22 protein-coding genes are annotated in these 23,320 nt (G+C 33.6%); 17 read left to right on the top strand and 5 right to left on the bottom strand.

From position 1 onward, the window contains the following. Window positions 1-10 precede the first annotated feature (10 nt). Window positions 11-1,504 carry a YfcC family protein gene (locus tag B8963_RS03510; RefSeq protein ID WP_084060006.1) on the top strand — a complete coding sequence of 498 codons (1,494 nt, stop codon included), beginning with the start codon at window positions 11-13 and terminating at the stop codon, window positions 1,502-1,504. 75 nt (window positions 1,505-1,579) lie between these two features. After that, complete coding sequence (miaE, locus tag B8963_RS03505) at window positions 1,580-2,161, top strand: MiaE family protein (RefSeq protein WP_084060005.1); 582 nt, start codon at window positions 1,580-1,582, stop codon at window positions 2,159-2,161. Here miaE and B8963_RS03500 read toward each other — a convergent pair. Then, window positions 2,148-3,434 (bottom strand): branched-chain amino acid transport system II carrier protein, encoded by a 1,287-nt coding sequence (locus B8963_RS03500; protein WP_084060712.1) that lies wholly within the window; start codon window positions 3,432-3,434, stop codon window positions 2,148-2,150. The two genes, miaE and B8963_RS03500, sit on opposite strands and share 14 nt — an antisense overlap. 275 nt (window positions 3,435-3,709) lie before the next feature. Here B8963_RS03500 and B8963_RS03495 point away from each other — a divergent pair, with 275 nt between their 5' ends. Further along, window positions 3,710-3,964 (top strand): hypothetical protein, encoded by a 255-nt coding sequence (locus B8963_RS03495; RefSeq protein WP_084060004.1) that lies wholly within the window; start codon window positions 3,710-3,712, stop codon window positions 3,962-3,964. 144 nt (window positions 3,965-4,108) lie between these two features. Here the strand turns inward: B8963_RS03495 and thiL are convergent, their stop codons facing one another. Continuing rightward, on the bottom strand, window positions 4,109-5,155 hold the full coding sequence (gene thiL, locus B8963_RS03490; protein WP_084060003.1) for a thiamine-phosphate kinase: 1,047 nt from the start codon (window positions 5,153-5,155) through the stop codon (window positions 4,109-4,111). A gap of 190 nt (window positions 5,156-5,345) precedes the next feature. On the opposite strand from thiL, the gene B8963_RS03485 reads away from it, so the two are divergent. The 12 genes from B8963_RS03485 to B8963_RS03430 all read left to right on the top strand — a co-directional run bounded on the left by B8963_RS03485 (window position 5,346) and on the right by B8963_RS03430 (window position 15,233). Next, window positions 5,346-5,675, top strand: a complete 330-nt coding sequence (locus tag B8963_RS03485) for a HesB/IscA family protein (RefSeq protein ID WP_084060002.1) — start codon at window positions 5,346-5,348, stop codon at window positions 5,673-5,675. A 99-nt stretch (window positions 5,676-5,774) separates the two neighbouring features. After that, a complete protein-coding gene (sufB, locus tag B8963_RS03480; protein ID WP_084060001.1) occupies window positions 5,775-7,220 on the top strand; it encodes a Fe-S cluster assembly protein SufB in 1,446 nt (481 codons plus the stop codon). An 82-nt stretch (window positions 7,221-7,302) separates the two neighbouring features. Beyond that, window positions 7,303-7,698, top strand: coding sequence for a four helix bundle protein (locus B8963_RS03475; protein WP_084060000.1), 396 nt, complete (start codon window positions 7,303-7,305; stop codon window positions 7,696-7,698). Between the two features lie 27 nt (window positions 7,699-7,725). Then, window positions 7,726-8,478, top strand: a complete 753-nt coding sequence (gene sufC / locus B8963_RS03470) for a Fe-S cluster assembly ATPase SufC (RefSeq protein WP_084059999.1) — start codon at window positions 7,726-7,728, stop codon at window positions 8,476-8,478. Window positions 8,479-8,557: 79 nt separating this feature from the next. Beyond that, window positions 8,558-9,874, top strand: coding sequence for a Fe-S cluster assembly protein SufD (gene sufD, locus B8963_RS03465; RefSeq protein WP_084059998.1), 1,317 nt, complete (start codon window positions 8,558-8,560; stop codon window positions 9,872-9,874). A 4-nt stretch (window positions 9,875-9,878) separates the two neighbouring features. Beyond that, window positions 9,879-11,105, top strand: coding sequence for an aminotransferase class V-fold PLP-dependent enzyme (locus B8963_RS03460; protein WP_084059997.1), 1,227 nt, complete (start codon window positions 9,879-9,881; stop codon window positions 11,103-11,105). 182 nt (window positions 11,106-11,287) lie between these two features. After that, complete coding sequence (locus B8963_RS03455; RefSeq protein WP_084059996.1) at window positions 11,288-12,352, top strand: zinc metalloprotease; 1,065 nt, start codon at window positions 11,288-11,290, stop codon at window positions 12,350-12,352. Between the two features lie 77 nt (window positions 12,353-12,429). Continuing rightward, entirely contained in the window at window positions 12,430-12,867 is a 438-nt protein-coding gene (locus B8963_RS03450) for a hypothetical protein (protein WP_143312463.1), read from the top strand. A gap of 60 nt (window positions 12,868-12,927) precedes the next feature. After that, window positions 12,928-13,353: a SufE family protein gene (locus B8963_RS03445; RefSeq protein ID WP_084059994.1), complete on the top strand. Its 426-nt coding sequence runs from the start codon at window positions 12,928-12,930 to the stop codon at window positions 13,351-13,353. Between the two features lie 27 nt (window positions 13,354-13,380). Beyond that, entirely contained in the window at window positions 13,381-13,710 is a 330-nt protein-coding gene (locus tag B8963_RS03440; protein WP_084059993.1) for an SUF system Fe-S cluster assembly protein, read from the top strand. A 20-nt stretch (window positions 13,711-13,730) separates the two neighbouring features. Next, complete coding sequence (locus tag B8963_RS03435; RefSeq protein ID WP_084059992.1) at window positions 13,731-14,234, top strand: DUF2480 family protein; 504 nt, start codon at window positions 13,731-13,733, stop codon at window positions 14,232-14,234. A gap of 72 nt (window positions 14,235-14,306) precedes the next feature. Beyond that, window positions 14,307-15,233 carry a DUF3078 domain-containing protein gene (locus tag B8963_RS03430; RefSeq protein WP_084059991.1) on the top strand — a complete coding sequence of 309 codons (927 nt, stop codon included), beginning with the start codon at window positions 14,307-14,309 and terminating at the stop codon, window positions 15,231-15,233. Between the two features lie 687 nt (window positions 15,234-15,920). Here the strand turns inward: B8963_RS03430 and hflX are convergent. After that, a complete protein-coding gene (gene hflX / locus B8963_RS03425; RefSeq protein ID WP_084059990.1) occupies window positions 15,921-17,132 on the bottom strand; it encodes a GTPase HflX in 1,212 nt (403 codons plus the stop codon). A gap of 53 nt (window positions 17,133-17,185) precedes the next feature. Between hflX and B8963_RS03420 the strand changes: the two genes are divergently transcribed. Both B8963_RS03420 and B8963_RS03415 read left to right on the top strand, forming a co-directional pair. Beyond that, window positions 17,186-18,265 carry an endonuclease/exonuclease/phosphatase family protein gene (locus tag B8963_RS03420; protein ID WP_317043682.1) on the top strand — a complete coding sequence of 360 codons (1,080 nt, stop codon included), beginning with the start codon at window positions 17,186-17,188 and terminating at the stop codon, window positions 18,263-18,265. A 122-nt stretch (window positions 18,266-18,387) separates the two neighbouring features. Then, window positions 18,388-20,598 carry a S8 family serine peptidase gene (locus tag B8963_RS03415; RefSeq protein ID WP_084059989.1) on the top strand — a complete coding sequence of 737 codons (2,211 nt, stop codon included), beginning with the start codon at window positions 18,388-18,390 and terminating at the stop codon, window positions 20,596-20,598. A 44-nt stretch (window positions 20,599-20,642) separates the two neighbouring features. Here the strand turns inward: B8963_RS03415 and B8963_RS03410 are convergent, their stop codons facing one another. Next, window positions 20,643-21,356: a 3'-5' exonuclease gene (locus B8963_RS03410; protein WP_084059988.1), complete on the bottom strand. Its 714-nt coding sequence runs from the start codon at window positions 21,354-21,356 to the stop codon at window positions 20,643-20,645. Window positions 21,357-21,358: 2 nt separating this feature from the next. Beyond that, the gene (locus B8963_RS03405; protein WP_084059987.1) at window positions 21,359-23,155 is read right to left on the bottom strand and encodes a DUF4153 domain-containing protein; all 1,797 of its coding nucleotides are present in this window, start codon (window positions 23,153-23,155) and stop codon (window positions 21,359-21,361) included. Window positions 23,156-23,320 lie beyond the last annotated feature (165 nt).

Here is a 23,320-nt window from a genome sequence, read left to right as displayed (position 1 = left end):
CACTGTATTCATGAAAAAAATAAAATTTCCCACGGCGCATACTATTCTAATTGGTATCGCCTTATTTGTGGCAATTTTAACATGGTGTATCCCAGCGGGTAAATATGATTCTTTAAAATATAATTCAGAAGATAATTCCTTTGAAATTAGCAGTACAAAAAAAGACTATAAGCTTACCGCAACACAAGAATCTTTAAATGATTTAGGGGTTCAAATTCCGTTAGAAAAATTTACAAGCGGGGCTATTTATAAGCCTATCAACATACCAAATACGTACACAAAAGTAGATTCCAATCCGCAAGGGTTTGCTGAATTTATACAAGCACCTATAAAAGGGATAATTGAAGCTTCGGATATTATTTTTCTTGTATTAATTATTGGAGGATTAATAGGTATTATGAATCATTCTGGTGCTTTTGATGCAGGTATTGCAGGCTTAGCAAAAACACTAAATGGGCGTGAGTATATTCTAATTATTGTCGTGACTACACTTATTGCTATTGGTGGAACTACCTTTGGATTATCCGAAGAAACCATGGCTTTTTACCCTATTTTAATCCCCGTTTTTTTAGCAGCTAAATATGATGCTATGGTGGGTCTAGCATCTATATTTATTGGTTCGGCAGTTGGTTGTTTATTTAGTGTAACCAATCCATTTGCTACGATAATTGCTTCTGATGCCGCTGGAATTAGTTGGACTACAGGTATGACAGGGCGTGCTATAATGCTATTGCTTTGTCTTTTAGTTTGCATATTGTACATTCTACAGTATGCAAAAAAAGTAAAAAAAGATCCGTCTAAATCTTTAATCTACGATCAGAGAGAAGAAATGAATAAAGCTTTTGGATTAAAGACTAGCAACCAGCTTAAATTAACTTGGAGGTTAAAGTTTATTTTGATGGTGTTTTCCTTGTCTTTTTTAGTAATGATTATCGGGGTGTCATTTTTAGATTGGTGGTTTGTAGAAATGACAAGTACCTTTCTTCTTGCGGCAATTGTTATTGGGTTTGTTGGTAGAATTAACGAGAGAGAATTTGTTGATGCTTTTGCAAAAGGTGCTGGAGATTTATTGAGCGTTGCTTTTATAATAGGGATTGCACGTGGTGTAACTATATTAATGAATGACGGTTTAATTAGCGACACCGTTTTGTATTATGCAAGTACCGCTACTGAAGGTATGAATAAAGGAATTTTTGCTAATTTATTAATGCTAATTTATTCTGGATTAGCTTTTTTTATTCCCTCTCAATCTGGTATGGCGGTTCTTACCATGCCAATTATGTCTCCACTAGCAGATACAGTTGGAGTAGGCCGTGAAGTTGTAGTAAATGCATACCTATATGGATTAGGGTTATTTTATTTTATAAATCCTACAAGCATGATATTAGCTGCGCTTTCCCTGGTTAAAATAGGCTATAATAAATGGCTAAAATTTGTTTGGCCTTTGCTATTAATACTTACCATCTTCATAATGCTTTCCTTAACCTTTTCTGTATATTTCTAGAAGCACACATCGGTGCTAATTAATTTATTGGGTACTAAAGCGTACCTTTGTATTAAGTTATTTAAAATTACCACTATGCTTGGTTTAAAGTTAGCAACGGACCCACGTTGGGCTAAATTAGTTGAAACTAATATCGAAGAAATCTTAACGGATCATGCTTGGTGCGAGCAAAAAGCAGCTACCAATGCCATTACCATTATATCTTTAAATTCAGAACATGAGGAATTGGTGACCGAACTTTTAAAACTGGCACAAGAAGAATTAGAGCATTTTCAAATGGTACATGATATCATTAAAAAACGGGGTTATACTTTAGGGCGAGAACGAAGAGACAGTTATGTAAATGAACTTTTCAAAATTCAAATGACAGGTGGAAGCCGTCAACAGGCATTGGTGAATAGGCTATTGTTTTCTGCCATGATTGAAGCGCGAAGCTGTGAACGTTTTAAAGTTTTATCAGAAAATATAAAAGATGAAGAATTGTCTAAATTCTACAGAGAATTAATGATAAGTGAAGCAGGCCATTACACTACTTTTTTAAGTTTTGCACGTAAATATGGTGAAGGAATAGATGTAGATAAGCAATGGAAAGAATTATTGATTGCAGAGGGAGAAATCATTAAAAATTACGGCAAATCTGAAACTATTCACGGGTAGTTTTTGGTTGAGGTAATAAATTTGCGATAATAAATAGTAAAACGGCCGGTAACACCCAACCCATTCCAAATTTCTGCAAAGGAATCCATTCAAGAATGCCACCTTCAACAGCTAAAGGACTTCCAATACTGCTTAAAAAATCAGGAATACTGAATAGTGCTGTCGCAATAACTACAGATCTAAACACAAAAGTTGATGCATATTTGTTAGGTACAATATTCAGTAGAATTAAAACAATGGTTATTGGATAAATAAACATTAGTGCAGGTACAGCTACTGCAATTATGTAGCCTACATTAAACTGACCCATAACAACTCCAAGAACACAGCCTAAAATAGCTGTTAAGGTGTAGACTTTTTCAGAGCCCTTGAACAAATGTTTAATAAAATCTGCCGTTCCAGCCACGATACCAACAGCTGTTGTAAAACAAGCAAGACTAACTAGAACACTTAAAAATATATTGGCAGTGCTTCCTAAAGTTAGGGTGCTAATACCTGTTAAGAGGGCCGATCTTGTAATTGCTGTGTCAAATTGATTGTGCATTACAGCACCCGTAAAAATTAATCCTGTGTAAATAATTAAAAGAGCTAAACCAGCTAACCAACCCGCAGTTTTAATTATAGCTTTTTTTTCGTCGAAGGATTTTTCTTTGTTACTTAAATTTACTGAAACTATGATTACACCCCCAACAACCACAGCTCCAATAGCATCAAAGGTCTGGTAGCCTTCTAAAATGCCATGTGCAAACGGACTAGGGAATTCTGTTACCCCAAAATTAAATTCAAAATCGAATATGGTTAGACCAATAATGGCAAACAAAATAAGAATAATTGCGGGGGTCAGTATTTTACCTAGAATATTTAAAATTTTTGATCTATTCATTACGAAAATAAATACCAAAACAAAATACACCACACTGGTTAAAATGTAGGGAGAATCAAAAAAAGGTTGAATGGCAATTTCGTGGGTAAAAGAAGCTGTTCTTGGAGAGGGTATACTTATTGATATAGCATAAATTAATATGGAGAAAATTAAACTAAAAGTAGGCGAGACTTTCTTTCCAAAATCAAATATTGTACCCTGTAATTTTGCATGAGCTAGAATACCAAAAATTGGAATCAAAACAGCAGATAGGCAAAATCCTAAAGTTACCAACCACCACATATTTCCAGATTTAAATCCTAATAATGGAGGAAACAATAAATTTCCAGCGCCAAAAAACAATGAAAACAGTGCAAATGCTGTTACTAGGGTATCCTTAGATTTGAACATAGGGTCTTTAAAATGCTGGAAAGATACTCGAAATTCTAGAGGATTAGCCATGTCTTTTGTCGATGATTTGTGCATTTAAACGAAAAAACATTCTGATTGTCGTTTTGTTCAAATTTTTTTAAGGAACCATTCAATAAAATGAGTAGTTGTATCGTTCTTAAAATAAAGCAATTACAAAAGTATTCGACAGTAAAAGTATATCACCCCAAATAACAACATAACAAATTGCAATTTTTAAGTTCCCAAAACTTATTTGCAGTATTAAAAATTAACCTATGAAAAAAGTACTATCTAACTGTGGCTCCAGATTTAATACATTCTGCTGCTCCATTTTCGGACACCATTACACTATATCCAGAAAAGTAACTTCTCATATTAAAGAATACAAATGTATCCATTGCGAAAAGCAAGTAACAACTGATGCAAATGGTAGGCTATCTAGCCTAACACCAGAAATGCAAGATATTAATGCAACATTAGAAAATTTGTATCAAAAAAGACATCGTTCGTCACACCAACAAGTGGCGTAATTATGCTTGGCAAAACGGATTTCAATCCTGAGTGATTTAGAAATTCTAAAGTTATTCCTAAAAATATAATGATGATACTAAGGTCATGTGCCCTATGACCTGAGTAAATGTTATTGTTTGTTTTTGGGAATTCTTTTTTTTAACCTATTCCTTAAAAGAATTCCAACCTTGGGCAGTTAATCCAATTTTTGAACCACTTCTAGTCACCATATTGGCGCCTAAACTCGCATCAGTCATATGACCAATAACCGTTAAATTTGGATTCCCTTTTATTTTATCAAAATCCTTTTGATCAATAGTAAATAGCAATTCATAATCTTCACCACCGCTTAACGCTACGAGTGTGCTATCTATTGAAAACTCTTCGCAAGCAGAAATGACTGTTGGATCTAACGGAATTTTATCTTCATATAAATCGCAACCAACATTACTTTGTTCACATAAATGCAAAATTTCAGAAGAAAGTCCGTCGCTAATATCAATCATAGCTGTTGGTGTAACCTCTAACTGTTTTAACAATTCAACAATATCTTTACGTGCCTCTGGTTTTAATTGCCTTTCAACAATATATGTGTAAGGCTCTAAGTCTGGCTGACTATTTGGGTTGACTTTAAAAACTGCTTTCTCGCGTTCTAAAACTTGTAATCCCATGTATGCTCCACCTAAATCTCCTGTAACCACTAACAAATCATGTGGTTTTGCGCCACTTCTATAGGCAATTTCATTGTCATTAGCTACGCCAATTGCAGTAATGCTTATGAGCAAACCCGTTTTTGAGGATGTGGTGTCACCGCCAATTAAATCTACATTAAAGCTTTTTGTTGCTAACTCAATTCCGGCATATAATTCTTCCAAAGCTTCAAGAGGAAACCTGTTAGATACAGCAATGGATACGGTAATTTGTGTTGCCACAGCATTCATGGCATAGATATCGGATAAATTAACCATCACTGCTTTATAGCCTAAATGCTTAAGCGGCATGTAACTTAAATCAAAATGAATTCCTTCAACTAATAAATCGGTAGACAGAACTGTCTTTTTATCTTTTAAATCTAGAACAGCAGCATCATCACCTATACCTTTTAGGGTTGATGCATTAGTAATTGCAAAATCTTTAGTTAGATGTTTTATCAATTGAAACTCACCAAGCTCTTGCAAAGCAGTTTTTTTAGGATCTTTATCTTCTATCATGCTGCAAAAATACATAGTATTCCCTAAAAATGATACGATTTTTTAAAGATAAACTCAGGGAGAATTATTGGCTTTTATTAGGCGATAAGTAACGGTTATAGAACTATACGTTATATTAATGTTAGTAAATATGGAAAAAAGCGACTTATAGCTTATATTTGTAAATTATTTAGAACAAATCCAATTAAGTATGATTCAAGTATCAGAAACGGCAAAAAAAAGAGTCATCTCGCTTATGGAAGATGAGGGTTTTGACGCGTCTAAAGATTACGTTAGAGTTGGCGTAAAAAGTGGTGGTTGTAGTGGGTTATCATACGAACTAAAATTTGACAACCAAATAGGCGAGACCGATAAAATTTTTGAAGATAATGACATACGTATTATCGTAGAGAAGAAGAGTTTTTTATATCTGGTTGGTACTATTTTAGAATATTCAGGTGGTCTAAATGGTAAAGGTTTTGTGTTTAACAATCCAAACGCACAACGCACCTGCGGATGTGGAGAGAGTTTCTCTCTATAAAAAGCCCCCTAACCCCCAAAGGGGGAACTATAGATAGGGGAGCGAAAAATATTAAAGAATGTAAAATTCCCTCTTTGGGGGATTAAAGAGGGCTATATTATGGCATATACAGAAGAAGAATTAAAAAAAGAACTAGAATCCAAAGAGTATGAATATGGATTTTATACAGATATTGAGTCTGAGACTTTCCCTATTGGTTTAAATGAAGATATAGTAATTGCTATTTCTAAAAAGAAAGAAGAACCAGAATGGATGACGCTATGGCGTTTAGAGTCTTTCAAAATTTGGAAAGAAATGGTGGAACCAGAATGGGCAAATGTTCATTATACAAAACCAGATTTTCAAGCTATTTCATATTATTCAGCACCAAAGAAAGCAGATCCTAATAAATCTTTAGACGATGTAGATCCTGAATTGCTAGAGATGTATAAGAAATTAGGTATATCTGTGGATGAACAAAAGAAATTACAGAATGTTGCTGTAGATATAGTAATGGATTCTGTTTCTGTTGCCACTACATTTAAAAAGACTTTAGCGGAAAAAGGAATTATTTTCTGTTCCATTTCCGAAGCAATAAAAGAACATCCAGAATTAGTTAAAAAGTATATAGGCTCGGTGGTGCCTCAAAAAGACAACTTTTACGCGGCGTTAAATTCTGCAGTATTCTCCGATGGAAGTTTCTGTTACATTCCTAAAGGTGTTCGTTGTCCAATGGAATTATCAACCTATTTTAGAATTAATCAGGCGGGAACTGGTCAGTTCGAGAGAACCTTAGTAATTGCTGACGAAGGTAGTTATGTAAGTTATTTAGAAGGTTGTACAGCACCATCTAGAGATGAGAACCAATTGCACGCTGCTGTTGTAGAATTAATTGCTTTAGATAATGCAGAGATAAAGTATTCTACCGTTCAAAACTGGTTTCCAGGAAACAAAGAAGGTAAAGGTGGGGTATATAATTTTGTAACCAAAAGAGCTTTATGCGAGAAAAATGCAAAAGTATCTTGGACACAAGTAGAAACAGGTTCTGCGGTTACCTGGAAATATCCTTCATGTGTTTTAAAAGGTGACAATTCTATCGGTGAATTTTATTCTATAGCCGTTACCAATAATTTTCAACAGGCAGATACAGGTACAAAAATGATTCATTTAGGAAAGAATACCAGAAGTACTATTATTTCTAAGGGTATTTCTGCTGGTAAATCACAAAATAGTTACAGAGGTTTAGTACAAGTGAGCAGCAGAGCAGACAATGCTCGTAACTTCTCGCAGTGCGATTCACTTCTAATGGGTAATGAATGTGGAGCACATACGTTCCCTTATATAGAAGCTAAAAATAAAACAGCGCAAATAGAACATGAAGCCACCACAAGTAAAATTGGTGAAGATCAAATTTTCTATTGCAATCAAAGAGGAATTCCAACAGAAAAAGCCATTGCATTAATTGTAAATGGTTTTAGTAAAGAAGTATTAAATAAATTACCAATGGAATTTGCTGTTGAAGCTCAAAAACTTTTAGAAATTAGCTTAGAAGGATCGGTAGGGTAGAATTTTTGTTTAAAGTTTAAAAAATTTGTTTAATGATTAAGGTTAAACAATATAAACTTTAAGTCATAAATTAGAATTTAAAATGGCAACTGTAAAAAAATTTGAAGATTTAGAAATTTGGCAAGAAGCACGAAGATTGTCAACTGCTATTATTGCAATTTCAAATGAAACAAATTTAAAATCAGATTTTAGATTAAGAAGTCAGATTAAAGCCTCTTCTGGTTCGGTAATGGATAATATAGCGGAAGGGTTTGAAAGAAATGGAAATTTAGAATTTAGACAATTTTTATCAATTGCAAAAGGTTCTGCTGGGGAGAGTAGATCACAATTATATCGAGTATTTGATAATAATTATATTGATAAAGATAAATTTGAATTACTTGTTTCGGATTATGAAAAATTAAGTGGAAAAATAAATAATTTTATTACATATTTAAACAATAATGAATTTAAGGGTACAAAGTTTAAACAACTTTAAACCTAAAACTTTAAACTAAAATTAAGGATGTTACAAATAAAAAATCTACACGCTAGCGTAGAAGATAAGGAAATATTAAAAGGAATTAATTTAGAAGTTAAGGCTGGTGAAGTACATGCGATTATGGGTCCAAACGGATCTGGTAAAAGTACTTTAGCTTCTGTAATTGCTGGAAAAGAAGAATTTGAAGTAACCGAAGGCGAAGTTGTTTTAGACGGTGAGAATTTAGAAGATGTTGCTCCAGAAGAACGTGCACACAAAGGCGTGTTTCTTTCTTTTCAGTATCCTGTAGAAATTCCTGGAGTTTCTGTAACCAATTTCATGAAAACTGCCATAAACGAAGGCCGTAAGGCTAAAGGATTGGAAGATATGCCAGCAAATGAAATGCTGAAATTAATTCGCGAAAAATCTGAAATGCTAGAAATAGATCGTAAGTTTTTATCTCGTTCTTTAAATGAAGGTTTTTCAGGAGGTGAGAAAAAGCGTAATGAAATTTTTCAGATGGCCATGTTAGAGCCTAAATTGGCAATACTAGATGAAACCGATTCTGGATTAGATATTGATGCACTACGTATTGTAGCAAATGGTGTTAATAAACTAAAAAGTAAAGACAATGCAATTATTGTAATTACGCATTACCAAAGATTATTGGACTATATAGTGCCTGATTTTGTTCATGTTTTACATAATGGAAAAATTGTTAAATCTGGAGGTAAAGAATTGGCTTTAGAATTAGAAGAAAAAGGATACGATTGGCTAAAAAATCAAGCAGTGGTCTAAATAGGTTAAAAAGTCTAAAGCGCTATTTTAGATAAGCTTAAACTTTATACTTAAAACACACTACTTAATACTTAAAAAAATGAGTTTAAAAGAAAAATTAATTTCTTCATTTATGGCTTTTGAGAACAATGTTGATGTAGATCATCCTGTTCATGAAGTACGCTCAGAAGCAATGAAGAATTTTGAAGCAAAAGGGTTTCCTACTAAAAAAGAGGAAGCTTGGAAGTATACTTCTTTAAATAACCTGCAGAAAATAGATTTCAGTATTTTTCCGAAAGAGGTTAATGCTTTAGAATATAGAGAAGTAAAAAAATACTTTATCAATGAAATAGACACCTATAAAATAGTTTTCATTGATGGTATTTTCAGCTCAAATTTATCTGAAACAACACATGATGGCGTAGATATTTGTTTGATGAGTTCGGCTTTAAATAAGCCTATGTACAAGCAAATTATCGATGTTTATTTTAATAAAGTGGCTTCTAAAGATGAGTCGCTAACTACATTAAACACAGCATTTAGTAAAGAGGGAGCTTATATTTATATCCCTAAGAACAAAATGCCAAAAAAGCCAATCGAAATTTTACATTTTGCAACAGGTAATGAAGCAACTTTAATGTTGCAACCTCGTAATTTAATTATAGTAGAAGAAAATGCTGAGGTGCAAATTATAGAACGCCATCAAAGTTTAACTACTAATGAGGTTTTAACAAATACAGTTACCGAAATATTTGCTGCTAAAAATGCCATAGTAGATTACTACAAAGTGCAAAATGATGCTGCTAATGCATCATTAATAGACAATACATATATCAATCAAAAAGATAAAAGTGTTGTAAAAGTACATACCTTTTCATTTGGCGGTAAGCTTACGCGTAATAATCTAAATTTCTACCAAAATGGGGAATATATAGATTCCACGATGAAGGGTGTTACTATTTTAGGCGATAAACAACATGTGGATCATCATACCTTAGTACATCATATAGAGCCAAATTGCGAAAGTCATCAAGATTATAAGAGTATTTACGGGGAGAATTCTACTGGTGTTTTTAATGGTAAAATTATCGTAGAAAAATTGGCTCAGAAGACCAATGCATTTCAACAAAACAATAACATACTTATAAGTGATAAGGCAACAATAAATACCAAGCCGCAATTAGAAATTTTTGCCGATGATGTTAAATGTTCGCATGGGTGTACTATAGGTCAGTTAGATGAAGATGCATTGTTCTATTTACAATCTAGAGGGATTCCAAAAAAGGAGGCAAGAGCATTGTTAATGTACGCCTTTGCTAATAATGTTTTAGAAAGCGTTCGTATACCAGAATTAAAAACAAGAATTAATAAATTAATTGCCAATAAATTGGGGGTTAATTTAGGGTTTGATTTATAGAAATATGATTGTGACAGCATTTGATGTATTAAAAATCCGTGAAGACTTTCCCATTCTTAAAAGAGAAGTAAACGGAAAACCTTTGGTTTATTTAGATAATGCAGCTACATCACAAACCCCTAAGCAAGTTATAGATGTAATTGTAGATTATTACAGTAATTATAATGCAAATATTCACCGTGGTGTTCATGCGCTTTCTCAAGAAGCAACGGATAAATACGAGCAATCACGTATTAAAATTCAGAAACATTTTAATGCAGCAAAATCTCACGAAATAATTTTTACCTCAGGGACAACACATAGCATAAACATTGTAGCAAATGGATTCTCTTCTCTTTTAAAGAAAGAGGACGAAATTATAGTTTCAGCCATGGAACACCATTCCAATATAGTTCCTTGGCAAATGCTTTGTGAGCGTACAGGCGCCAAATTAAAAGTAATTCCAATGAGTTTGGATGGGGAATTACTGATAGACGAATACTACAAGTTGCTTTCAGATAAAACAAAATTGGTATTTTGTAATCATGTGTCTAATGCATTGGGGACCATTAATCCTGTTAAGGAAATTATAGCTAATGCGCACAAATTTGGAGCTGCTGTCCTAATCGATGGTGCTCAAGCAGCACCGCATATAAAAGCAGATGTACAGGCTTTAGATGCGGATTTTTATACCGTTTCTGCACATAAAATTTGCGGACCAACAGGAGTTGGAATACTATATGGCAAAGAAGCTTGGTTAAATAAGTTACCCCCTTATCAAGGCGGAGGTGAAATGATAGCTCAAGTGACTTTCGATAAAACTACCTATGCTGATTTGCCCCATAAGTTCGAAGCAGGTACACCAAATATTTGCGGAGGAATTGCTATGGGAGCTGGACTTGATTATATGAATACTATTGGTTTTGATGCCATTGCTGCCTATGAGCTTGAACTTTTAGAATATGCCACGAAAAAACTTTTAGCGATAGAAGGTTTAAAAATCTACGGAACAGCTAAAAATAAAACGGCGGTAATTTCATTTAATGTAGGTGCTATTCACCCTTATGATATTGGTTCTATTTTAGACAAATTAGGTGTAGCGGTACGTACCGGACATCATTGTGCACAACCCATTATGGATTTCTTTAAAATACCAGGAACCGTAAGAGCAAGTTTTAGTTTTTACAATACTATGGAAGAAGTAGATGTGTTGGTAGAAGCAGTTAAAAAAGCTAAATCTATGCTTTCTTAATTTTTTTTATAAATATTCTATATTATTTTTTAGTCCCACTTTCCCCTTTAAACGTTCCTCTGCATCGATGAAATGCACCGGGGTTGACTTTATTTTTCCTACAAAAAAACTAACTTATAGTTAAGTTTTTGTTAAAAATTTATATATTGAACCGTAACTAATTCAAATAATATCACAATTTTATGAAAAAAGTAGTTTTGGGGCTAGCAACGCTTGCCATGGTATATGCATGCCAAAATGATCAAATGGATACTAATTCAAATGATTTTCAAGAAGTACAAGTCGACATGACCGATTTTACATTGCTTGTGGAGGATGAAGGCAGTTTGACTGGAAAATCAGTACAAGGAGCTGATAAATGTCACTCTATGAATAATCTGGCTTTTAGATTAGAAAATAATCCTGGCTTATCAAAAAAAATGTATGATATAGAGTATAATACTAGAAAAGCTATAGCTTTAAAAGCTAATGGTAAAGGTAAACCAGGAGGTGGATCTGGTGGAGGTGGCGGAACCACTCCAACTATTTATACAGGTGCTATTACAATACCGGTGGTGATTAACATTATTGAATCAAGCCCAGGAAAAGTAACCGATGCACAAATAAATTCTCAAATAGCAATTTTGAATGAGGATTTTAATAATAACAATTCAAGAACAAGTAGTATACCATCTGAATTTGCTGTTGCTGTAGCGGATATTGATATTACTTTTACAAGAGGTGCAGTTATTAGAAAAACTTCTTCAGTAAGTTCATGGGGCACTAATGATGCCATGAAATTTGCTTCGCAAGGAGGTATCGATGCAACAGATACTGCTAATAATTTAAATATATGGGTGTGTGAAATTGGTGGTGGAATATTAGGATATGCTCAATTTCCTGGAGGTGCATCTGCAACCGATGGAGTGGTAATAGGAACCGACTTTTTTGGAGAAACTAATGCAGGTGGTATTTATGGGCATGGTAGAACAGCTACCCATGAAGTAGGACATTGGTTAAACCTTCGTCATATTTGGGGAGATGGAAGATGTAACAGAGACGATTTTGTGGCTGACACACCAACTTCCGATGCGCCAAATTATAATTGTCCATCTTACCCTACTGTAAACTGTAGAAGTACAGATATGACCATGAACTATATGGATTATGTTCAAGATGATTGTATGTATATGTTTACCAATGGTCAAAATGATAGAATGAGAGCTTTATTTGTGTCTGGAGGGCCTAGAGAAGGTTTTGTAAACTAAAAATTTAAGCAAACTTAAGTTATAGGGTGTCAATTTTGACACCCTTTTTTCGTAGTTTTAATTTCTAATAATTTCATATGAAGAGTATTCTATTCAGTGGTTGTATGGTTATATTTATTATGGCCTGTGGCGTTAATAAAAAAGAACAAAAAAGTAGTTTATTAGGGATTACTTATAATGCTGAATCCAGAGGTGTATATCTCAATATTGAAGTGAAAAAAGCTACTATAACCATTATGAAGGACAGAAATGGTGAAAATGTTGAAACATTAGAATTGGATTTAATCGATTGGGAAGATATATGTTTAATGGTAGAAAAATCTAATGTCGAAAACATAAAAAGGTACAAATCACCTTCTGAGAATAGATTCAGTGACAAAGCTGCAATTGCTAATTTAAAAATTGAATATGAAGACACTTCTTATGAGTCTAATAGTTTTGATCATGGAAATCCTCCAGAACAATTAAAAGAATTAATTGAGAAAATATTAGCATTATCGGAAACGGCTCAATAGCAAATCTTATCGTATTTTTGTGCATCGAAAATCTCTTCACAGAATATAAATAAAGAGACTATGACTATAAAAGAAATACAGGAAGAAATAGTTGACGAATTTTCCATGTTTGAAGATTGGATGCAGCGTTACGAGTACATGATTGAATTGGGCAAAGCACTTCCTATAATTGATGAGCAATACAAAACCGACGATAATATTATAAAAGGATGCCAAAGTAGAGTTTGGGTACATGCCGAATTAGAAAATGACAATTTGGTTTTTACAGCAGATAGCGATGCCATTATTACCAAAGGTATTATTGCCATTTTAATTCGCGTGTTTAGCAATCAAAAACCACAAGATATTATAGATGCGGACACTAATTTTATTGATGAAATTGGATTGAAAGAACATTTGTCACCCACTAGAGCAAATGGCTTAGTTAGCATGATAAAACAATTAAAATTATACGCCATTGCTTACCAAACACAATTAGGAAAGTAATAGCATAAATACTAAAAAATAGAAATAATGAGCGAGGAAACCACCATAGATACAGCAGAATTAGGGGAAAAAATAGTAGGGGTATTAAAAACAATCTACGATCCAGAAATTCCTGTAGATATATATGAATTAGGACTTATTTACGATGTTTTTGTAAATGAAGATAATGAAGTAAAAATACTAATGACTTTAACTTCACCCAACTGCCCAGTTGCAGAATCATTACCTGCAGAAGTAGAAGAGAAAGTAAAATCATTAAATGCGGTAAAAGACGCCGAAGTAGAAATCACTTTTGATCCACCTTGGACACAAGAATTAATGAGTGAAGAAGCAAAACTAGAATTAGGAATGCTGTAGTACCAAACACGATTAGTGTAATGAATGAAATAGTAAATAGAGTTTCTCAAAGCGCACTAGTTACTTTCGATTTGGAGGATTATTATCCTGTTGGAAAGCGTATTACTATAGATATAAAAGATTGGCTTTTTGAAGGATTTATTCTTCGAGAAAAAGACTTTAGGCAGCAATTAGAAAATCATAATTGGGAACAATACCAAGATGCCTACGTTGCTCTTGGGTGTTCTTCTGACGCTATTATTCCGGGTTGGGCATATATGTTAATTGCAACTAAACTACAGCCTTTTGCCAAAAAAACAATTATTGGTACGCTTGAAGATTTAGAAACAGCCTTATATCAATTAATCATAGAAAAGCTAGATGTTTCTTCGTATACTGATCTGCCAGTAATAATAAAAGGGTGTAGTAAAAAACCTGTTCCACCAAATGCATATATTATGGCTACAGCTAAGATTCAAGCTGTTGCTAAAAGTATTATGTATGGTGAGGCATGCTCCGCAGTGCCTTTATTCAAAAGAAAATAAATTTTTATAACATTGTTTTACTTACAATTAGTAAATTTGCCCTTCAAAAATTTAAACACTAAACATTAAATCATGAAAAAATTAGTATTCACATTAGTAGCTAGCTTTACCATTGCAGCTGGTTATTCTCAAACTGTTGAGGAGCTTAAGGCCGAGCAAGCGCCTAAGAAAGATTCAATTGCGGCAATACAAGCTAGAGTAAATGCCATTCAAGCAAAAATTGATGGTATGCCAGGTTGGAAAAAAGGAGCTTTTGGTACTATCGGTGGTAGTATTTCAAGTTTCAGTAACTGGTATGCTCAAGGAGCACCAAACAACAATTCTGGAAACATTGGTTTTACAGTTAACGCATTTGCAAACAATTTACAAGAAAAGTATTTCTGGAGAAACTCAGCGAATGTTAATCTTGCATGGGTAAAACTAGATAATAAAGATGTAGCAACGGATAGCGATAAGTTTCAAGGAACTACAGATGTTTTTCAATTAACATCTTTATACGGTCGTAAATTAAGTGAAACTTTTGCTATTTCAACTTTAGGAGAATACAGAACTACAATATTAAATAATTTTAATAACCCTGGATATCTTGATGTCGGTGTCGGTGCTACTTGGACTCCAATTGCTGATTTAGTAGTGGTAATTCACCCATTAAACTACAACTTTGTATTTAGTGATAATGATGCTGTTTTCGAGTCTTCTTTAGGGGCTAAAATAGTAGCAGATTACACTAAAAAAATTGGAGCTGTAAACTTCAAATCTAATCTTTCTATGTTCCAAAGTTATAAGAGTGGAGATTTGTCTAATGTAACTTGGACAAACTCGTTTGGTTATACCTTATGGAAAATGATAGGTGTTGGTTTCGATTTTGGTTTAAGAAGCAACAAACAAGAAGCATTAAACTATGCATTAGCACAAACTCCAGCTACTGCAACTGGGTTTAATGATGTAGATAATAAATTACAGTCTTACTGGATGTTAGGATTAAACTACTCATTCTAATAACACTTAGGCAATAGTATTTTATAAAAAACGCCCTTCGAGAGAAGGGCGTTTTTTAGTTCTTTAGCGTAGGTTAATTAGCTAATTTGGGTATGCTTTTATTGTTAATTCCGTGCTCCGATTTGGGGAACCGTTACACTATTTTGTACCATCATAACGTTGCTAATTTGGGGAAAAAACTTCGTTAATCAAATACAGGTCAAAGATACGTTCAATGCGTTGTTTTGTAGCAATTTTTGTTGTGAAGCCTACTCAAAATGTTGTAGCTCTTATGAACGGTTTAATTTATCGGATAATGTGCATATGGATTTGTTCAAAAAGCAGTTGTTTTAACTATTTTCCCCAAACTTTTAAAGCAGAGTTTACCTAATTTTTTTAAATGCAAAAGCCTTAACGTTTTTGCAAACGAAAAGGCTTTGTAATAGGCTAGTCTTGGGGGACTATAATTTTTTCAAGCTTTTGTAGGTCAAGCACACGATTTGGGAATCTCAATGCTTTCAGTTAATTCATATAAAGTGCAACTTGGGGTAAACACTATATCTTAAATACAAGTCAAAGATACTAGCGAAAAGTGAAAGCGCCATATTTATGTTGTAAAGCACCTATATTTTGTTGCGTATATTTTAACGGTTACTTTTCTCCGACAAACAGACAATCTCTTGGTGTTTTCTAGTAAGAAAAAGCCCACTAATACTCGTCTAAGTGCTCCGGATATAGAAAATTATTATAAGGGAAACGTGTAATATGAATATCTCTAACTTCATCATAAACTCGTTTTCTGAATTCATCTAAATTATCCTTGTTCAAGGCCGAAATAAATAAAGCTCTATCACCAACTTTACGCATCCAGGTGTTACGCCATTCTTCTAGTGTAAAATGTTTTTCTGTTTTTTCAGTAATCAAATCATCATCATCTATAGTTTGATGCGTGTATTGGTCTATTTTATTAAAAACCATAATGGTCTTTTTGTCTGCAGAGCCTATTTCCCCTAAAATTTTATTCACAGAGGCTATATGTTCTTCAAACTGAGGATGTGATATATCTACTACATGCAGCAGTAAATCTGCTTCCCGTACCTCGTCTAAAGTCCCTTTAAAACTTTCCACCAATTGCGTAGGTAGTTTACGAATAAAACCAACAGTATCACTTAACAGAAAAGGAAGATTGCCTATAACCACTTTGCGCACTGTAGTGTCTAAAGTTGCAAATAACTTGTTCTCTGCAAAAACATCACTTTTACTGACTACATTCATAAGGGTAGATTTGCCTACGTTGGTATAACCTACAAGTGCAACACGGACTAATGCACCGCGATTACCACGTTGGGTTTCCATCTGCCTATCTATCTTAAGTAGTTTCTTTTTTAAAAGAGCAATACGGTCACGGACAATACGTCTATCGGTTTCTATTTCCGTTTCTCCAGGTCCACGCATTCCAATTCCACCTTTTTGGCGTTCAAGGTGTGTCCATAAACCCGTTAACCTTGGTAAAAGGTATTCATATTGTGCTAATTCTACCTGTGTTCTTGCATAACTAGTTTGTGCACGTTGCGAGAAAATATCTAGAATAAGGTTTGTTCTATCTAAAATTTTGCATTTTAATTGCTTCTCAATATTACGTTGTTGTGCAGGAGAAAGTTCATCATCAAAAATTACACAACCAATTTGGTGTTCTTCAACATAAGCTTCTACATCTTTCATTTTACCACTCCCAATGTATGTCTTTGGATTTGGTAAGTCTACTTTTTGCACAAAACGCTTAAAAACTTCGCCACCAGCGGTGTAGGTTAAGAACTCCAGCTCGTCTAGATATTCTTTAACCTTTTCTTCATTCTGATCCCTATTGATAACACCAATAAGAACCGTTCTTTCATAATCTATTTCTTTTTGTTCTAGCATAAGATAAATTAAAGTACAAATCTAAGGAATAGTACTGTAGCTATTTTGTATTTTTGAAAGGAACCTACAATACTTTAATTTTTGAGCATGGTTCATTTTTTGCGGACCTTTCTGAAAGTAGTAAATTACTAGCAGATTCAAAAATCACTACTAAAAGTATGTTTTTTTCTTATTTTAAAAAAAAAGCGAATAAAAGTCTTTACACCGTTGCGTTCTATAATTTAGAAAATCTTTTTGATACGGAAGATCATCCGGATAAATTAGATGCTGATTTTACGCCAAATGGTCGTTTAAAATGGACTCAAGAGCGGTATGAACGTAAACTGTTTAAATTGGCTTCTACTATTTCTAAAATAGGGTGGGAATCTACAGGTAGAGTGCCTTCCTTAATTGGTGTTGCAGAAGTAGAAAATAAAACCGTGCTAAGAGATTTATTGGCGATTGACAGTCTTAAAGAGCATAAGTATAGTTATGTACATTATGATTCTCCTGATGAACGCGGAATTGATAATGCCTTAATTTATGATGCAACTGTTTTTGAGGTAATACATTCAGAGGCCATACCACTTATGGTTTATAATGAAGGTAATGTACAAGACATGACAAGAGATATTTTGTACGTACGAGGCAAATTAAACGGAGAAGATGTTCATGTTTTTGTTAATCACTGGCCTTCGCGACGTGATGGTGGTGTTGAGACCGAATATAAAAGAGTAAAGGCATCGGAAACTATAATTACTTTTATGGAAGGTTTAGAAGAAACATATAGCAATCCAAATTACATTATTATGGGCGATTTTAATGATGGTCCAAAGGCCGTAAGCGTTAAAAACCTTGTAGAAAAGAAACAACTGTTTAATCCTATGGAGCGATTATTAACGCCCAAACGAGGGAGTGCTAATTATAAGTTTAATTGGAGTTTATTCGATCAAATTATCATCTCCCATAGCTTTTTAAACTACGAGTCTAAAACCCATAGTTTTAATACTTCTAACATCTTCGATGAACAATTTTTAAAAGAATACAAGGGCAAGTTCAAGGGTAGTCCGTTTAGAACTTATGTAGGCAGAAAATATATGGGTGGTTATAGCGATCATTTTCCTGTGTATATTCAATTAAAATGGAATAAATAGTACTAAAATTTTACCAACCATCGACAGTTATAGTGTATTTCATCGAAAAAATAGTGGTTTTTGTCGGAAGTTTTATTTTGTTGTAATATATTTGTAGTCCAAATCCTACTAAATATTACATTATGGACTACAATAGACTTTTCCCAAACTGGGTTTATTCGTGCCTAATTATCGGAACAACCTGCTTTTGTGTTACATTTTCAAACGCACAAACTAAAAATCAGATTCAGTTTATTCAATCAGAAAATAATTCTAAAGCTTTAGTAAAAGTAAAAGAAGATTTTGTCACTGAGTATGCGAGTAAGCAAAAGCAATTGGTAAAATTTGCAACGGCAAAAGGATTAAAGCTATCCGAAACCTTAGCGAATGGAAATCAGATTTCTTTAGTAGATATTGGATCAGATGGTACTCCTTTATATTACAGTACGTTTAGTGATAATGCAAGTGCAGTTTCAAGAGCAAACACCTTGTATTCAGGAGGTTTGTTAGATTTGGGAATTAGTGGTGAAGGAATGAAAGTAGGCGTTTGGGACGCTGGAAAAGCATTAATTTCGCATCAAGAATATACCTCTAGAGTTTCTGCTTCAGATAATGCAGGAGAAGTAAGTCCACATGCAACTATGGTTCTTGGAAGCATGATTGCTAAAGGTATAAAAGCAAATGCAAAAGGAGTTGCCTATGGTGCCTCTGCTATAAGTAATGACTGGTCTGCCGATAAAGTTGAGGTTGCTGAAGCTGCTGCTAATGGTTTATTACTTTCTAACCATTCCTATGGTATTCGCCCAGATTTTATACCAGATTGGTATTTTGGCGCTTATATTAAAGTATCACAAGATTGGGATAATATAATGTATAATGCACCATATTATTTAATGGTGACTGCTGCTGGAAATTCACAAAAATTAAAATTTAATGATGCTCCGGTTTATGGTAAAAATACAGACGGATTTGATTTATTATTAGGATTTTCGACTTCTAAAAACGGAATTAATGTTGCGGCAGTAGATTCTGAAATTGATAATAAAGGAAATATAAAAAAGGCAAGTGTTGCTAGTTACAGTAGCCATGGCCCTACAGATGATGGTAGAGTAAAACCAGACATTGCTGGTTGTGGAGCTAATATTTTTTCTACACAATCTACAGGTGATACAAGTTATGATACCTATACAGGTACTTCTATGGCTGCGCCAGGAATAACCAGTGCAATGTTGTTGCTACAGCAGTATTATCAACGTTTAAACAGCAATTACATGAAAGCAGCAACCTTAAAAGGTTTGGTATTACATAGCGCAGATGATGTTGCTGAAGCTGGTCCGGATTATAAAATGGGTTGGGGAGTTATGAATGCTAAGAAGGCTGCAGAATTAATAGTGAATAATGAATACAGTGCTATTATTTCAGAAGAACAATTAAAAGAAGGTGAAAGCTATTCTATTACGGTAACTGCTAGAGAAGGAGAAGCTTTAATTGCCTCTATTTCATGGACAGATCCTGCAGGTAATTATGTGAATACTGGCGATCTAAATAACGCTACAGCGGCATTAGTGAACGATTTAGATATTAGAATCACTAAAGACGGACAAGTTTTTTATCCTTGGAAATTAGATCCTAAAAGAGCTACAGCTCCAGCACAAAAGGGCGACAATTTAGTGGATCCTTTTGAAAAAATACAAATTGATAACGCTAAAGGTAAGTATACCATAACCGTAACACATAAAGGAAATTTAACCAATGCTGCACAAAACTTTTCACTTATAGTTTCCGGAGGGTCTGAGTCTGCTTGTACAGTTGATATTCCTTCAGATTTTAAAATTAACGCAGCAGAGGACAATGCTGTAAATGTAAATTGGAAAAACACACCAGATTCTTTTTATGAAATTTTATTTAAAGGAGAGAATGATGCGGATTGGAGTACTATGTTTGTTGAGGAGAATCAAGTAAAATTTGAAAATTTAACTTTGGGTACTACCTATGCATTACAAGTGCGTACCAATTGTACTGAAAATATTTTTTCGGAGTATTCTGAAATTAAAACGTTTCTTTTTGAAGGGGCAAATACAAATACCAGTTTTGATGTGGAACTGGAAACCTTATCCCTAGCTAATAAGTTAAAATTTTCTGTACATCCAAATCCAACTACAGAACAAATAAATATTGAAGGAGAATTAGGGGATAATGCCTATTACAGTATTGTTTCTAGTACAGGAACAATGTTAAAGAAAGGAAAGGCCAATTTTAACGCCATTAAAGTTGACGATTTATCATCTGGTTTTTATTCATTAACCATTTTTGAAGATGGCGAACAACAATCTATGAAGTTTATAAAAAATTAGTTTTTAGTTAGTTCAAAAAAAGTAAAATCCCCCCGATTACTTTTTTAAACATTCTTAATTTCATCAGCTTCTAGTAAATCATCATTTCTTAGGCGAAGAAACACCTGAGCTGTAGTGATAACATCTAGTTCGCAATATTGGATAATGCGGTCAAGGTCTTTATCTTCATAAAATACCTTTTTTACCATGCTGCCATCAATATCTCCTTTTGGAGAAGGTATGCCAAGCACATTGGCCATAAGTTTTAATGATGTGAAGTGCTTATAATCACCAAACTTCCATAACTCCATAGTATCCAAATGTGCAATTTCCCAAGGTTTTTTACCGAAAAGATTTAATTTATTTGGAATTTCTATGCGGTTTATAAGCATTCGCCTTGCGATATAAGGAAAATCGAACTCCTTAGCATTATGACCACAAAGTAAGTATTTTGGATGCGCAAAATGCCCATCTAGTAAATTTTTAAACTCCTTTAAAAGTTGGGGTTCGTCTCCATGAAAAGTGGTAACTCTAAAGGACCTATGGTCTCCATTAAAATTAAAATACCCTACGGATATACAAATGATTTTACCAAATTCTGCCCAGATGCCTGCCCGTTCGTAGAATTCTTCTGCAGTAAAGTCATCTTTACGTTGGTATTGCGATTTATGATCCCAAAGCTCTTTTTTATCTTCGTCTAAATCCGAATAGTTTGCTTGTTCAGGAACAGTTTCAATGTCTAAAAATAAGATATGTTCTAAATTTATTTTTTGAAGCATGTTTAATTTCTTTTTAGGAATAATGCAGCCTTCACATTATTTAATTCAATGGTATCATTGTTTTTATTAAAGCTCAATTCTATAAATATTAGCCTTGCTGAAATAGCTTTTGATTGAGCTTCTAAAATCAACTCTTTTTCAGGGGCTTTATTAATATTTTGGTCATACTTTGTTAATGCTTCTAGTTTAGATGCTAACGGAAATTCCAATAGAACTGCGGAACTGTTTTTAGAATTAATAGTTAACTTTTTGGCATTTGTTTCTAATACAATCTCCAGAGTGTCTAAGGTAATTGTATGCTCATTATAAGCATACAAATCTAAATAAGCAAACTGATCATAATCAGAAATATTGTTATAATGCGGTTTGTCCCAAGTACTATACAGGTTATAGTACTCATTTGTATAATCACTTTTGGTCATGGTAGTAGAGTCTAATTTTATGGCTAAACTATCCCATATTTTAGCTTGGTCTAAATATCCATGATTTCTATAATCATCTACAATAGTATCTCTAAAACCCTCCAAATTAAGCCTGGTTATACCATCTAAACGAGAAACTTTTTTACGATCTTCTAGATAATCTAAAATCGATTTTAAGCGGTCTAGCTCTTCTTCTGTTGCGGTGTTGTTTTTGTTTTTAACCGAAGTAAAAAGTGTATTAAACTGATTTACTTGACTATTTTCCGAAACTTTAAAAGCACTCCAAAAGCCTATAGAAGAAAGCAAGGTGATTACGAATAGGGAAATCGGAATTACTTTTAGAGCCTTTTCTCTACTTAAAAGCAAATAGGCCAAGATCCCAACATTCCAAATAGCAATTGCGATAACAAAATACCTGTTCTCTGTAATGCCATAATCTGTGATTCTTCGTAGAATGGCAACAAATAAAAGCACATTTAGCGGTATCAATAGAAAGTAAAACCAAGGGTAAAATTTATTTATCGTCCAAGATTTTAGATTTTTTTGAATTGGGTTAATGATCACTTGAATTATGTAACCTAAAAACGATAGGGCGATGACCAAATAAGAAACCCAGCCTTTAGGTAATTCCCATTGGATAACTATTTTGGCACTATAGGCATAAAGAATGGCTAGGTATAGAATTACTAATGGAATCAGTATATACTTTACAAGTACCTCCAATGCTTTTTGAAAATATATGGTTGTGTTTTGAAGAATGTTTTTTGGGAAGTCCGATAGGTAGATCCATGTATTGACAATTCCTAAACAAAAGAGAAAGAGCTGACCGTATCTTTTTCCTTTTATAGAAACATCAAAAAGCGCATCTATCGCTGCTAAGGCCAATATTAAACCAACATATAAAATACCTGAAAAGAATAAACTACGAATAATGGCTGTACCGATAGATTTAAGGTAATTCCAATAGGCGTTTTTATCCCATTTTAAAAGAAAGGGTGCAAACAGTACAAATAAATGACCTGCTATTAAAAAAAGAAAAAAACGAAAAAGATATACAGGTGAATCATCGTAATGCTGCTCTTTTGGAAAGTACCAATACAAAAATCCGAGCAACGCAAGTACAACAAGTTTTATCCATTGCGATTTTTTAGGATTCTCTAATTGTTCTATAAAAAATTGCGTGCCAATAAGCCAGCTAATACCTACAATCAGGGTTAATACAATATCCGAGTGTACATCAAAAAAATCACGGGAATTATATTCTATTAAATAAATGCAGAAAAAAGTCCCGAATATTGCCCAAAGTAGGGTTAGTGGAAAACGTTTAAAGGCATTTTGAGCTTTGTCTGTAATTTCGGAAATCGAAGGAAAATTCATAGTTTAAAATATATTTAAATATAGCATAAAATTACTATTGCTAAATAATTTAAAGCACCCTGAATTCCTTGAAAGTAAATGAATTAGTAAAAAACCATAAACCAACTAGCTAGTTTGTTTTAGATAATTGGTTGTTGTTTTATAAGTCGGCAAACATCTTTGATT

Source organism: Cellulophaga tyrosinoxydans, from assembly GCF_900176415.1.
Classification (GTDB): Bacteria; Bacteroidota; Bacteroidia; order Flavobacteriales; family Flavobacteriaceae; genus Cellulophaga; species Cellulophaga tyrosinoxydans.
This window is presented reverse-complemented; position numbering and strand designations above follow the sequence as displayed.

Excerpts from the sequence above, each read along its gene's own strand:
- B8963_RS03405 (WP_084059987.1), bottom strand. The coding sequence starts at position 23,155 with ATGAATTTTCCTTCGATTTCCGAAATTACAGACAAAGCTCAAAATGCC.
- sufD (WP_084059998.1), top strand. The coding sequence starts at position 8,558 with ATGAGTTTAAAAGAAAAATTAATTTCTTCATTTATGGCTTTTGAGAAC.
- thiL (WP_084060003.1), bottom strand. The coding sequence starts at position 5,155 with ATGATAGAAGATAAAGATCCTAAAAAAACTGCTTTGCAAGAGCTTGGT.
- B8963_RS03485 (WP_084060002.1), top strand. The coding sequence starts at position 5,346 with ATGATTCAAGTATCAGAAACGGCAAAAAAAAGAGTCATCTCGCTTATG.
- B8963_RS03430 (WP_084059991.1), top strand. The coding sequence starts at position 14,307 with ATGAAAAAATTAGTATTCACATTAGTAGCTAGCTTTACCATTGCAGCT.
- B8963_RS03460 (WP_084059997.1), top strand. The coding sequence starts at position 9,879 with ATGATTGTGACAGCATTTGATGTATTAAAAATCCGTGAAGACTTTCCC.
- B8963_RS03455 (WP_084059996.1), top strand. The coding sequence starts at position 11,288 with ATGAAAAAAGTAGTTTTGGGGCTAGCAACGCTTGCCATGGTATATGCA.
- B8963_RS03415 (WP_084059989.1), top strand. The coding sequence starts at position 18,388 with ATGGACTACAATAGACTTTTCCCAAACTGGGTTTATTCGTGCCTAATT.
- B8963_RS03435 (WP_084059992.1), top strand. The coding sequence starts at position 13,731 with ATGAATGAAATAGTAAATAGAGTTTCTCAAAGCGCACTAGTTACTTTC.
- B8963_RS03500 (WP_084060712.1), bottom strand. The coding sequence starts at position 3,434 with ATGTTCAAATCTAAGGATACCCTAGTAACAGCATTTGCACTGTTTTCA.
- B8963_RS03510 (WP_084060006.1), top strand. The coding sequence starts at position 11 with ATGAAAAAAATAAAATTTCCCACGGCGCATACTATTCTAATTGGTATC.
- hflX (WP_084059990.1), bottom strand. The coding sequence starts at position 17,132 with ATGCTAGAACAAAAAGAAATAGATTATGAAAGAACGGTTCTTATTGGT.
- sufC (WP_084059999.1), top strand. The coding sequence starts at position 7,726 with ATGTTACAAATAAAAAATCTACACGCTAGCGTAGAAGATAAGGAAATA.
- B8963_RS03495 (WP_084060004.1), top strand. The coding sequence starts at position 3,710 with ATGAAAAAAGTACTATCTAACTGTGGCTCCAGATTTAATACATTCTGC.
- sufB (WP_084060001.1), top strand. The coding sequence starts at position 5,775 with ATGGCATATACAGAAGAAGAATTAAAAAAAGAACTAGAATCCAAAGAG.
- B8963_RS03475 (WP_084060000.1), top strand. The coding sequence starts at position 7,303 with ATGGCAACTGTAAAAAAATTTGAAGATTTAGAAATTTGGCAAGAAGCA.
- B8963_RS03440 (WP_084059993.1), top strand. The coding sequence starts at position 13,381 with ATGAGCGAGGAAACCACCATAGATACAGCAGAATTAGGGGAAAAAATA.
- miaE (WP_084060005.1), top strand. The coding sequence starts at position 1,580 with ATGCTTGGTTTAAAGTTAGCAACGGACCCACGTTGGGCTAAATTAGTT.
- B8963_RS03410 (WP_084059988.1), bottom strand. The coding sequence starts at position 21,356 with ATGCTTCAAAAAATAAATTTAGAACATATCTTATTTTTAGACATTGAA.
- B8963_RS03445 (WP_084059994.1), top strand. The coding sequence starts at position 12,928 with ATGACTATAAAAGAAATACAGGAAGAAATAGTTGACGAATTTTCCATG.
- B8963_RS03450 (WP_143312463.1), top strand. The coding sequence starts at position 12,430 with ATGAAGAGTATTCTATTCAGTGGTTGTATGGTTATATTTATTATGGCC.